Below are 11660 nucleotides of genomic sequence, written 5' to 3' on the forward strand. Positions count from 1 at the left end.
CAAACTCTTCATTCAAATATATTTTAAATCACTTCCGTGATTATACACCTAATTATTGGTTGCGAATTGATTAAAAAATCATTTCGTCTTTCTGACTTATCTTCTCTATTTAATTGCTAATGTCCTTGATGCAAAACACCGACATTGCTGAGGATGTTTTGTAGTACTCAGATAACTTTCAGTTATTCTGAGTTTCATTTTTCGTCCTTCGGTTTCCCTCGTGGACAAGAAGTATAATATCACTATTACAGCCTCCCGTCAACACTTTTTTTAATTTTTTAAAAGAATTAATTTAATACCTCTTCAATCTGATATATTTAACTCCTGTCAAAAAATTAAAAAATGGTCGGAACGACTGGGTTCGAACCAGCGACCCCTGGTACCCCATACCAGTGCGCTACCTGACTGCGCCACGTTCCGACATCTCGGTAAAAATATTATTACATCTTCAGATGAAAATCAATCCCCTCTTAAAGAAAAATAATTTAATTTAAATCTATATTTATTAATACACTAAAAAAGAACGATATATCCTCTCATATTTTCTAGGTATTTTTATATTTTAAAGTAGCAACTTATGAAATTGAAGTTTCTCTCTAAAGGTGATATTATGAAATAGATGTGTATTTAATATATTTTAAAGAGGTGTTCAGATGATTAAAAGAATAGTTTTTTTGCTGCTTCTCCTGACTGCTGTTACAGCATTCTCAATGGAGATAGTGGAACTAAAGGATGGTAGAAAGATTCTAATTAAGGAAGATTTTACCTGGGAGGAGATAGCTGTACCTATGGAAAGAACAGCTGAAGATGTTAAGGGAGTCATCCCATCAGAGGGTAGTGCTGCCCCTTTAGTGGAAGAGGTAACCCTTCAAGAGGCTGAAACTAAGCTTATAATGGAAAGGTATCCTGAGCTTTTAGAGGAGGATCTTAAAGGGGGAGTAGGTGTAGAAGTGGTTTCCTCAGAGGAGTACAGGGATAATATTGAGTTTTTATTCAAGGTTACAAATAATAGCAGTGCCTCTGTAGTAAGGGTAGAAGCTGATATTCTTCTTCTAGATGATGAGGGAAATGTACTTCATACTGTCACCGACTACGTGTATAAAGGATTTAATCGTATGGCTGATACCTATGTCAGAGTAGGGAAGAGCAAAGAGGGAAAGATGAAGATAGAAAAGATGGACAACTGGAATGGAAAGATCAGAGTCATCATAAAAAATGTTGAAAGCAGATAAAGAGCAACGTGACATCGCATCCTGATAACCGGTTGTAACATTTATTACTTCAAGTAATTTTTTTTATAAATTCTATACTTTATCTTAACAATAAAAAAGTCAGGGCTGAAAGCTCTGACTTTTCTTTCTATTCCTCACCCCTATAGTTCCAATAGTAGATATTTCCCCTCTCCTCTTCTGTTGTATCCTCTACAAAGGTCTTCTCCTCCTCTACATAGTTCCAGTATTTAACCGGTTCCCTTGCTATCCTTTCACTTTTATCTGAGGTACTTGTACATGCTGCCATGGTTATTCCCAAGATTAATATAAATAAGAATTTCATAACTCACACCCCCTCCTAAAACTCTAAGATGTTATATAGATACTTCTATGAGATAAATAAAAAGTTAAAGATATATTAAGAAGTTAAAATAACTATAAGAAAAAAACCGGGAATTATCCCGGTTTTAATTAGAACTTATAAGTTACAGCAAAGTAGTGTCCTACCCCTGAAGTTTCCTGATTTTCATACCCTCCGAAGTCTTCTCCGTCTGAAATACCAGTGAAGTCATCGTAAACCTTTAGTCCATAACCTACAGCATATCTGTCTGAGTGCCAGTAGATACCGTTGAACCACTGTAGAGAGTGGCTAGATCTTCCATCAGCAAAGTCATCATCCATACCAAAGTCATAGTCTACATACCCCTGATATGCTACGAATGTACCATTTTCAAAGAAGTAGAACGGCTTGAACCAGTTAGTTGAAACTCTGAATCCATCCCAGTCTCCTTCTCTTTCAGATCCATAATCTTCCTGGATGTGTCTAGCATATACATTAAGTCCCATCTTTCCAAACCAAGGAACCTGTACATCTGTACCTATACCGATGAAGTTAGTCCATAGACCACCATCTCCTGCCTCGATCTGAGTAGCTACATACCACTCCTGAACTGGCCCGATAGCAAGGTCTTTCTTAGTCATTCCATCTAGTGAAAATCTTGGATTAAACTTTAAGAAGAAGTTATCCCCATCATGTCTATCTGAGCTTCCGCTGTTTGATAGGTCAAATAGATCCCAGTAACCGTAAAGGTCAACGATACCAGATCTTCCACCAAACTCCATCTCTAAGTAAGTGTCATCCTGATTTCCAAATGGAATCTTGTTTCCCTTACTCTTCATAACGTTGAACTGGAACCACTTATAGTCATTCTTATGAATATCATCTGAGTAGTCAACTGCCATTGCACTAGTCGATACAGCTGCTAATAGAGCTGCTAGTCCTAAAAACTTCTTCATATTAATCTCTCCTTTTTCATAATTTCATTCTCCCTAATGGCTCACCTCCCAAAGTGAGCTTTTTCATTATACCAAAACCAACCAAATGATGCAAGTATTATACACTAAAAACTGCAGTTCATTTTAAGGGGGGCTATTTTTCTTAAAATTTTAAGGGCTCAATTTTATTCAATTTTAAGCATCAAATTCCTTTTTATAAAGTTTTGAATTTTTTTCCACTTTAATATATAGTGAACATATGAAAAATTAAATTGGGAGGTACTATGAAAAAGATACTTTTACTTCTTTCAGATGGCTTTGAAGCCCTTGAAGCCAGCGCCTTTACAGATGTCTTTGGTTGGAACAACACCATCGGAAGTAGAGACACCCTTCTTGTCACTGCTTCCGTAAAACCTGAAATAAGTTCTACCTGGAACTTTAAAGTAGTAACAGAGGAAAGCTTGGGTAATATCTCTGCAGATGACTACGATGCTCTTGTTATTCCAGGGGGATTTGGCAGCGCTGGTTTCTTCAGGGACACCAAGTTAAAGGTTTTCCAGGAAAAGATCTGGGAGTTTTATTCAAGGGACAGATATATAGTGGGAGTTTGCACAGGGGTTATCCCCCTCCTTGAAAGTGGGGTTTTAAAAGGAAAAAGGGCTACAACCTATCTTTTGGATAATGACAGGTACTTTAAGCAGATAGAAAGGAATTGTGCTGTTCCAGTGAGAGAGGATATCGTCGTTCATGATAAGCTAATTACCTCATCAGCCCCAGGGAGTGCAGTAGAGGTAGCTTTCATCCTTTTAGAGCTTCTTACCTCCAAAGAGAATGTTTCCTATATAAGGGAAGCCATGGGTTTCTAAGCAATGTTTTATCCCTCTTCAACTTAAGCTACCTGCTATGCAGGTGGCTTTTTCTCCAGTAAATAAAAAAACTGTCTCAAACCGTTGAGACAGTTAATATTTTAAATGGCGATCCTGGCGCGATTCGAACGCACGGCCTACGCCTTAGGAGGGCGCCGCTCTATCCAGCTGAGCTACAGGACCTTCAAGTTAAGATTATACTATATAACAAAAATTGTCAACAAAAAAAGCTAAAAATTTTTTATCTATTTTTATTTATAGATAATTCTTGAAGTGCCTATTATATTGATGTATAATTAAAAATAAACTTTAATGTTCTAGAGGTGGTTGTTTTGATTGCTTGGATCAAGAGACTTTTCAATTTTAGGATTAAATATGAAAAATATAGATAGGGGAGCCAGGGGCTTCCCTATCTATATTTTTTATTGCTGCCACGTAATTTTTTATAAAAGGAAAGGGTCTTATTTGTGGTAAATTATTTAGTACCAGTATTATTCATAAGCTAGGAGGAGTTATGAAGAAAGTTAAATTGCTATACAATCCCTTTTCCGGGGATAACGCCATCATCAAAAATCTCGATAATATATTTGAAACCTACCAGGAGAATGGATACAGTGTTACCCCCTTTAGAATAGGTAGAAAATTTCCTCTAGAGGAAGCTTTTGATGATATAGACGATTACGAGCATCTTCTCCTTGCTGGGGGAGATGGCACCATAAATAATATCGTCAATACCATGAAGAGGCTGAATGTCGACTGCCCAGTAGGAATACTTCCCACTGGAACAGCCAATGATTTTGCTCTATGTCTGGGAATGCCCAAGGATATATCCATAGCCTGTAAACAGATCATCGATTCTGAGGTTAGGGAGGTGGATCTTGGAAGGGTCAATGATAAGTACTTTGTCAACGTGGCAAGCATGGGGTTGTTTACAGAGGTGTCCCAGAGAACAAATGTAAACCTTAAAAATAATATGGGGAAGCTGGCCTACTACTTCAGCGGTATTACTGAACTTCCAAGGTTTAAGATGCTAAACCTTACCATTACCTCCGACGGATTCACCTTTGATGGACCATCCCTAATCGTCTTTATCTTCAATGGAAAGAGTGCAGGGAACCTCAATATTGCATATAAATCCCAGATCGATGACGGAATGCTGGATGTGGTAATTGTAAAGGGAGATGTTGGAGTTAAAACCCTCATATCCTTCTTTGAATTTATGATGGGGGAGCACCTAGAAAAACCCAAGGGAGTTATCCACTTTACCACAAATAAGCTGGTTATAGATTCATCTGAAGATATAAAAACAGATATAGACGGAGAAAGAGGACCCGATTTCCCTCTAAACATAAGCTGCCAGAAGAGATCGCTGAAGGTTCTGGGCTATAAACTCTAAGTACACAGGAGGCCTTACTATGAAAACTTTTGATGAAAGAAACTACTACACAACCCTGAAGTTCATCCTTGTTAAAGCTGTCTATGATTTTGATCATACTGCAGTGGTTAAGATCAAGCACTCCCTCAATAAGGGTATCTACGGAGAGATCATCAGGGAGGAGGGAGTATCCCCAGAGGACATTGCTGAGATTAAAAAGCTCATGAGGGAAACCATTATTGAGGATCTCCCCATAAAAAAAGTTACTATGCCCATATGTGATTTAGAGAAGAAGGACTGCTTCTCCCATAGGCCAGATATTATGAGGCTGGTGGAGAACTCCGACTGGCTGGATCTGAGGACCTATGAGATGGGAGGATTCTACGACTACTTCCACAACGGTATCTACCAGAGTACTGGTCACATCAACCTCTTTGACTTGGAACCATATAATGGAGGCTTCATCCTAAGATACCCCTTTAAAATGGATCCCCATAGGATTCCCAGGGGAGATGACCATCCCAAGCTGGCCCAGCTCTTTCATGAGTCCAGCGAGTGGGGAAGAATCTTAGAGGTAGATGATGTAGGTAAACTTAATGAAAAGGTAAGGTCGGAAGAGGTCTATGAGCTTATCAGGGTCAATGAAGCCCTTCACCATAAAAAACTGGCTATTATAGCTGAGGATATCGCCAATAAAAAGGATGTCAAGCTTGTTACCATAGCTGGACCTTCATCCTCGGGAAAAACCACCTTTACCAAGAGGCTGGGAATCCACCTGAGGGTAAATGGCCTAAAGCCAGTAGTTATCTCTCTGGATAACTACTACAGAGGTCGGAAGTATGTACCCTTGGATAAAAACGGAGAAAAGGATTTCGAGGCTTTGGAAGCCCTGGACCTCCAACTCTTAAATGACCACCTCAAGAAGCTCATTTCAGGAAAGGAGGTAGAGGTCCCCAGGTATAACTTCCACTCAGGGGAAAGGGAGAGCTTTGGAAAGAGGATTAAGATCCCTAAAAACGGAATACTTCTCATAGAGGGAATACATGGCCTCAATGAGAAGCTTACAGAACACCTGGAGAAAAAATTGAAGTATAAGATCTATATCAGCTGCCTTACAACGCTAAATGTAGATGACCATAACAGGATTCCAACAAGTGAAGTAAGAAAACTCCGAAGGATTGTAAGAGATTCCCTCTCCAGAGGTACAAGTGCTGAAGGCACCCTGGATATGTGGAGCTCTGTGAGACGGGGAGAGGAGAAAAATATCTTTCCATTCCAGGAGGAAGCCGATGCCATGTTCGATTCCAGCCTGGTCTATGAACTGGGAATCCTTAAAAAATATGCTCTGAAGGAGCTGGAGAAGATTGATGCTACAAGCAGATACTTTGAAGAAGCCACCAGGCTTATCAAGTTTATCAGCTACTTCAAGGATATAAAGGATGAGTGTGTTCCCGATGACTCTATATTAAAGGAATTTATTGGTGGCAGCTACTTCTACAGGTATTAAAAAGCAAGTTAATATTAAAACACCCCTCTATAGAGGGGTGTTTCTTTATTCCTTAATTTTCCGAGTATATGGAGAAAGTTATGCTTCCCCAGTCTATCCTTGTGTCTGCCTTCAGCCTTACCTTGATGGCCTTACAATTGTCTACAAGTTTCTTGGTACAGTGATTGAAACTAAGAAGGATGTCCTCTCCCAGGCTATCCCTAGTTTTTCTTACCTCCTTACGAGATCTGAAGTTCTTAAGGTTCTCCACTGGGATATCCCCCTCTAACTCTATAGAGATATTTACCCCTGCAACCTCCTTGTCCATAGGAGATACTCCCTTAATTCTGATTACAGCCTCTACCAGGTCATCCCCTGCTATGGCCTCTGGAATATCAAATGTAAACATGCACTCCTCATCTTCCCTTTCATGCTTGTGCTCGAAGTCATAGTGGTTTAGGGTCTGCTCTCCGCATATATCTATCTGCATAAGCTTCTTTACTTCCTCCACATCCCGACTCTTCCCAAGAAGATACATAAGCTTAGTTATGGCAGCTTCCGGGGTAAGGTCTAATCCACTTACTACCCCTGCATCCAGAAGCCTCGCACTTGCCTCGTAGAGTCCCATCTTTACAGTTCCAGTGGTACACTGAGTTATATTAACTACTACAATACCCTTGGAATTAATATATTCCATTACCTCTATAAACTCATCATTGGTAGGAGCATTTCCATTTCCATAGGTCTTTAACACCACTCCCCTTATATCTGGATTGGCCTCAAATATATTCTTTATGTACTCAGGCTTCAGTCCCGGGAAGATCTCTATGATAACAACCCTGTCCTCGATATTAGTATCTATATAAAACTTCTCATCGCTTACAGGCTGTATCCTCTTCCTTCTTATCCTTAGGTCTCCCCCTGCCTCTCCAAGGGTAGGATAGTTTGGAGTGGAAAAACCGAAGTAGTTTGTGGCATCCATCTTTCTTACTCTATTTCCCCTTAACAGAGTATCTCTAAAGAATATACAAACCTCTGGCACCACACGGGCACCGTAAAGTTCATTTCCAGCTATCTGGATAGCTGTTACCAGGTTTTGAAGGGCGTCACTTCTGGGCTTTTGTAAAGGCACCTGGGATCCCGTAAGAACCACTGGCTTATCCAGATTTTTCAGCATAAATGAAAGTGCCGACGAGGTATAGGCCATGGTATCCGTTCCATGAAGAACTACAAACCCTCTGTAAAGGTCATAGTTCTCGCTTATTACCTCTGCTATTCTCCTCCAGGTATCTGGATGCATATCCGAGGAATCGATAAGAGGGGTAAACTGATAGTAATCTGTGGAAAAATTATTGAGAATAGGGTGCTCCTTTGCTATCTCATGCCAGTTTTCTGCTGGTCTCAATGGGCTGAGGGGATTCCCCTCCTCGGTGTGAACCATCCCTATTGTTCCACCGGTATTTATAATAAGAACTTTATCTAACATCTTACCTCCCAAAATCAGTATCAAATAATTGTAATTTTTTAGCCTTATTGTCCTATTTTTTCAAGATTGACATTACCCATATTCTACTATTATTGCAGTAAAAAATCAAGTTAATTGATTAATGTACACTTTGATCACAATCTCATCATTTTCAAGAAATATGTAGGGATGTAAAACTCTTGAGAATAAGGGTGGGATATAGTATAATCTTTTATAAACGACTTTTTTGGGAGGAATAGATGAAACTACTCGTAAATAGAGAAAAATTTATAAAAGCTCTTTCAGAGCTTTCCAGTATAATCAAGGACAACAGCATAAGACCTGTTATCTCTGGTGCAAAACTGGACGCCTATGATAATAAGGTTAAATTCACAGGAACCACCCTTGAATTCAACTATATTACTCACATGGAAGCAGAGGTCTCAGAGGAGGGAAGTGTTGCCTTTAAGATTCCACTGGTCCTTGAATACATCAAGCTTCTAGATGAGGACACCCTTGAGATCAGCGTAGATGAGAATAAGCTTACAATCCACAGAGCGGAGTTCTCCATCCTAAATGTAGAGGACTTCCCTGTAGTTGAGAGGATAGAGGGGGAGGAACTCTTCACTATCCCTGGGGAGAAGCTTATAGAGGCCTTTGAAATGGTTAAGTTCTCTGCATTCCCTACTCTGGACAACCTTGCTATCAACTCAATTAGAGTGAGCTGTGAGGAAGATAAGATGCAGTTTATCTCCACAGACTCATACAGACTTACCCACTATATTGAAGAGGTTGGCTGTAAGCAGACTAGGGAGATTTCCATTCCCTTAGAGAGCATCTCTATCATCTGTAAGCTTCTAAAGGGTGTTTCCCAGGAGGCTGTTGCTGAGATCAGAGGAGAGATCTTCACCCTTAATTGGGAGGATACATTTATCTCCACAAGGCTTATTGAGATGCCATTCCCTGAGTATAGAGCTATCTTCAACAATATGACTCACAGCAAGACCATAGAGTTAAATACTCAGGACTTTAAAAAAGCCATCAAGAAGGTTATGGCTGTTGCCAGAAGGAATCAGGAAACTAAAAATGGTTCCTACATGGATTTCAAAGGGAACAAGCTTACTATGACAGTCTCTTCTGGTAGTGCTAAGACCGTTCAGAAGGTAGACACCATAAAAGAGGGGGATGACTTTAAAGCCTCTCTGAATGTAAAGTTTGTCTACGACTTCATCGATAAGATCGATAAAAATGTAATTATAAAGGCCACTAACTCCAGCTCCATGTTTATCTTAGAGGAACTGGACAACAACAACTACAGATATATACTTATGCCTCTAGCTCTGAGAGACTAGTAAGGTTAACTTTAGAAAAGGAGCATCAACATGGAACACACAATAAAAACAGCTACTGAAGATTTAGTTAATGAAGCTTTCGGAGTAAAGCTATGGGAACATCTATTTAATGAGGAGTTTCTGATAAACTTTACAGTTAAGTCTATCTACTTCTCTGTAAAGATAGTTCTTGCAATCATATTATATAAACTGGGAAAGAGGTTCTTCGATAAGCTCCTCACCTCCTATGAAAATACAAAGTACTATAAAAATATGGATGAATCCTTTAAGAGCTTCACCCAGTCCTTCCTGCACCTGGGAATAAAGATTCTTATGGCAGTACTCTGCCTTATCTTCCTGGGAATGAAGGGAAGCAGCCTTATAGCATTCTTGGGTACCCTTGGACTGGGAGTGGGACTTGCCCTGAAGGACAGCCTGGCAAATCTTGCTGGAGGAATTATTATCCTTGTATTTAAAAACTACTCTGTGGGCGACCACATCGATGTAAACGGACTTAACGGAACAGTTAAATCCATCAATGTATTTTCTACATCGATCCTTACCTTTGACAACAAGGTAATCACCATTCCAAATGGTAACATCATATCCAGCCCTATTATAAACTATACATCCAGACATGTAAGAAGAGTTGACATTACAGTGTCGGTGGGGTATGGAGATGACATAGAGCTGGCTAAGAGGGTGTTAAAGGAGATGGCTTATTCCAATGAAAAGGTTCTCAAGCACCCCGATGTAAATGTCCTTATAGGGGAGTATGGGGCAAGCTCTATAAACATCTTTGTAAGAGCCTGGTGTAAAACTGAGGATTACTGGGATGTCTACTACGGACTTATGGATAAGACCAAGCCTACTTTAGACAAGCACAAGCTATCCATCCCATTTCCACAGATGGATATACATCACTACAACAGATAATCAAAAAACAAAGGAGGGCTCGACACTACGCCGAGCCCTTGGGGGAGAGTATCTGTTGATTCCAGGGGTTATTAAAACCCCTATTTTTATATCCAATATGCTTCCCTAATCTTAACTATACCTACATTTATTTTTTTAAAGTAGAAATAAAATCAAATTAATTTTTATTAATCTTCTCACTTCTTCTCCTTAATTTCCTCACTTATTATAGTTATCATTAATATTATATATCTTAATTCCAATTAAAATGTTTGAATTATATAGAAAAATATCTTAAAATCAACCTGTAAAAGGAAACGGGATAAAGAAATTGTAAATAATAATTAGTACTATAAGGCTGCAAAAGGAGGAAGGTAGATGATCGTGCTAGAGACTGAAAGGCTCTACCTAAAGATGTTGGACGAAAGCAGTGCTAAGGAAGTGACAAATTATTACAAGCGAAATAGAGGCTTTTTTAAAAAATGGGAAAGTTATAAGAGAGATGATTTTTTCTCTGTAGAATACCATGAGAGGCTCCTCAGTCTTGAAAAAAATGAGATAGGAAACGGTACACGGCTCAAGCTGTGGATCTACCTAAAGGATAACGATACCCTTATAGGATTTATTAACTTTGGAAATATTATCCGTAGCTCCTTTGAGTCCTCATTTCTCGGTTTCAAACTGGACAAGGAGCAGCAAAAACATGGCTATATGACTGAAGCATTAAAAAAAGCTCTTAACTACTACTTTAGTGTTTTAAAGCTTCACAGGGTAGAAGTTAATATTATGCCTTCCAACCTACCATCTCAAAAACTCGTAAAAAAACTTGGATTCATAGAAGAGGGAATTGCCAGAAAGTATCTGAAGATCAATGGACAGTGGGAGGACCATATCCACTTTACCCTTTTAAGAGAAGAGTTTTTAGAAAATTTAAAGTAATAAGTCAGGACACAAATTTTTAAACTTTAGGAGCATATATGAACAAAAAATTAGATATTATAATGGGAGACATCTTAGAACAAGAGGTAGAGGTTATTGTAAACCCATCTAGCGCCACACTTCTCGAGGGGGGACAGGTCGACAGCGCCATAAGAAAGTTAGGGGGACAGGAGCTAGAGGATGAGTGTAAAACTTTACACGGATGCCCTATAGGAGAAGCGAAGGTTACATCAGCCTACAACCTTAAGGCTAAACACATTATCCACACTCCCAGCCCTATCTGGAGGGGAGGTTTTTTTAACGAAGAGAAACTTCTTAAGGCCTCATATACAAACTCTCTTAAAAGAGCTTTAGAGCTTGGAACAAAAACTATAGCATTTCCTTCTCTAAGTACGGGAACTCACAACTTTCCTTTAGAAAAAGCATCTAAACTGGCTGTTGAGAGTATCTGCAACTTCCTTGAAACTCACGAGGAAAATCTTCAAATGGTATACCTAGTATGTTACGATACACAGTCTTATGACCACTATCGTAAAGCCTACCTTACACACATCAGTAAGGCTGCCTGCATCTAGACATTTAATCCCTACTCCTAAGATCTTGCAACACTTGTAGGGAAGTTAAAAGAGGCGATGACTTTTCTTGTCATCGCCTCTTTTTTATTATTAAAAAAATAGAGTGTTGCAAAAGTAATTCACAAAAAATTAAAAATCATATCCAATATAGAGTAATAATTGAGTTACCACACAAAATTCTACTCGAAAGGATATGACCAGTAATGTATATACCTCAAACTA

11 protein-coding genes and 2 tRNA genes are annotated in these 11660 nt (G+C 39.1%); 8 read left to right on the top strand and 5 right to left on the bottom strand.

Features of this window, described 5'->3' with window-relative positions; genetic code table 11:
* Positions 1-343: 343 nt before the first annotated feature.
* Positions 344-420, bottom strand: a tRNA-Pro gene (locus QMG11_RS19595).
* Between the two features lie 233 nt (positions 421-653).
* Here QMG11_RS19595 and QMG11_RS19600 point away from each other — a divergent pair.
* The gene (locus tag QMG11_RS19600) at positions 654-1232 is read left to right on the top strand and encodes a DUF3157 family protein (RefSeq protein ID WP_281838075.1); all 579 of its coding nucleotides are present in this window, start codon (positions 654-656) and stop codon (positions 1230-1232) included.
* Between the two features lie 127 nt (positions 1233-1359).
* Here QMG11_RS19600 and QMG11_RS19605 read toward each other — a convergent pair whose 3' ends face one another.
* Complete coding sequence (locus QMG11_RS19605) at positions 1360-1554, bottom strand: hypothetical protein (protein WP_281838077.1); 195 nt, start codon at positions 1552-1554, stop codon at positions 1360-1362.
* Positions 1555-1682: 128 nt separating this feature from the next.
* On the bottom strand, positions 1683-2507 hold the full coding sequence (locus tag QMG11_RS19610) for a nucleoside-specific channel-forming Tsx family protein (protein WP_281838079.1): 825 nt from the start codon (positions 2505-2507) through the stop codon (positions 1683-1685).
* A 263-nt stretch (positions 2508-2770) separates the two neighbouring features.
* Between QMG11_RS19610 and QMG11_RS19615 the strand changes: the two genes are divergently transcribed.
* Positions 2771-3352 carry a DJ-1/PfpI family protein gene (locus QMG11_RS19615; RefSeq protein ID WP_281838081.1) on the top strand — a complete coding sequence of 194 codons (582 nt, stop codon included), beginning with the start codon at positions 2771-2773 and terminating at the stop codon, positions 3350-3352.
* A gap of 106 nt (positions 3353-3458) precedes the next feature.
* Here the strand turns inward: QMG11_RS19615 and QMG11_RS19620 are convergent.
* A tRNA-Arg gene (locus QMG11_RS19620) sits at positions 3459-3535 on the bottom strand.
* A gap of 331 nt (positions 3536-3866) precedes the next feature.
* On the opposite strand from QMG11_RS19620, the gene QMG11_RS19625 reads away from it, so the two are divergent.
* Both QMG11_RS19625 and QMG11_RS19630 read left to right on the top strand, forming a co-directional pair.
* Positions 3867-4748 carry a YegS/Rv2252/BmrU family lipid kinase gene (locus tag QMG11_RS19625; RefSeq protein WP_281838082.1) on the top strand — a complete coding sequence of 294 codons (882 nt, stop codon included), beginning with the start codon at positions 3867-3869 and terminating at the stop codon, positions 4746-4748.
* A 19-nt stretch (positions 4749-4767) separates the two neighbouring features.
* Positions 4768-6234, top strand: coding sequence for a uridine kinase family protein (locus tag QMG11_RS19630; RefSeq protein ID WP_281838083.1), 1467 nt, complete (start codon positions 4768-4770; stop codon positions 6232-6234).
* A gap of 52 nt (positions 6235-6286) precedes the next feature.
* Here QMG11_RS19630 and QMG11_RS19635 read toward each other — a convergent pair whose 3' ends face one another.
* Entirely contained in the window at positions 6287-7699 is a 1413-nt protein-coding gene (locus QMG11_RS19635; protein ID WP_281838085.1) for an asparaginase, read from the bottom strand.
* 239 nt (positions 7700-7938) lie between these two features.
* On the opposite strand from QMG11_RS19635, the gene dnaN reads away from it, so the two are divergent.
* The 4 genes from dnaN (at position 7939) to QMG11_RS19655 (ending at position 11438) form a co-directional block, all read left to right on the top strand.
* Positions 7939-9030: a DNA polymerase III subunit beta gene (gene dnaN, locus QMG11_RS19640; RefSeq protein ID WP_281838087.1), complete on the top strand. Its 1092-nt coding sequence runs from the start codon at positions 7939-7941 to the stop codon at positions 9028-9030.
* A 30-nt stretch (positions 9031-9060) separates the two neighbouring features.
* Entirely contained in the window at positions 9061-9945 is an 885-nt protein-coding gene (locus QMG11_RS19645) for a mechanosensitive ion channel family protein (protein ID WP_281838089.1), read from the top strand.
* Between the two features lie 357 nt (positions 9946-10302).
* Positions 10303-10863 carry a GNAT family N-acetyltransferase gene (locus QMG11_RS19650; protein ID WP_281838091.1) on the top strand — a complete coding sequence of 187 codons (561 nt, stop codon included), beginning with the start codon at positions 10303-10305 and terminating at the stop codon, positions 10861-10863.
* A gap of 38 nt (positions 10864-10901) precedes the next feature.
* Entirely contained in the window at positions 10902-11438 is a 537-nt protein-coding gene (locus QMG11_RS19655; RefSeq protein WP_281838093.1) for a macro domain-containing protein, read from the top strand.
* Positions 11439-11660 lie beyond the last annotated feature (222 nt).

The organism is Propionigenium maris DSM 9537 (assembly GCF_027925155.1).
In the GTDB taxonomy this organism is placed as follows: Bacteria; Fusobacteriota; Fusobacteriia; order Fusobacteriales; family Fusobacteriaceae; genus Propionigenium; species Propionigenium maris.

What these genes read in the sequence shown, in the direction of transcription:
- QMG11_RS19615 (WP_281838081.1), top strand. Translation starts at nt 2,771, where the DNA reads ATGAAAAAGATACTTTTACTTCTTTCAGATGGCTTTGAAGCCCTTGAA.
- QMG11_RS19650 (WP_281838091.1), top strand. Translation starts at nt 10,303, where the DNA reads ATGATCGTGCTAGAGACTGAAAGGCTCTACCTAAAGATGTTGGACGAA.
- QMG11_RS19600 (WP_281838075.1), top strand. Translation starts at nt 654, where the DNA reads ATGATTAAAAGAATAGTTTTTTTGCTGCTTCTCCTGACTGCTGTTACA.
- QMG11_RS19655 (WP_281838093.1), top strand. Translation starts at nt 10,902, where the DNA reads ATGAACAAAAAATTAGATATTATAATGGGAGACATCTTAGAACAAGAG.
- dnaN (WP_281838087.1), top strand. Translation starts at nt 7,939, where the DNA reads ATGAAACTACTCGTAAATAGAGAAAAATTTATAAAAGCTCTTTCAGAG.
- QMG11_RS19635 (WP_281838085.1), bottom strand. Translation starts at nt 7,699, where the DNA reads ATGTTAGATAAAGTTCTTATTATAAATACCGGTGGAACAATAGGGATG.
- QMG11_RS19610 (WP_281838079.1), bottom strand. Translation starts at nt 2,507, where the DNA reads ATGAAGAAGTTTTTAGGACTAGCAGCTCTATTAGCAGCTGTATCGACT.
- QMG11_RS19630 (WP_281838083.1), top strand. Translation starts at nt 4,768, where the DNA reads ATGAAAACTTTTGATGAAAGAAACTACTACACAACCCTGAAGTTCATC.
- QMG11_RS19645 (WP_281838089.1), top strand. Translation starts at nt 9,061, where the DNA reads ATGGAACACACAATAAAAACAGCTACTGAAGATTTAGTTAATGAAGCT.
- QMG11_RS19625 (WP_281838082.1), top strand. Translation starts at nt 3,867, where the DNA reads ATGAAGAAAGTTAAATTGCTATACAATCCCTTTTCCGGGGATAACGCC.
- QMG11_RS19605 (WP_281838077.1), bottom strand. Translation starts at nt 1,554, where the DNA reads ATGAAATTCTTATTTATATTAATCTTGGGAATAACCATGGCAGCATGT.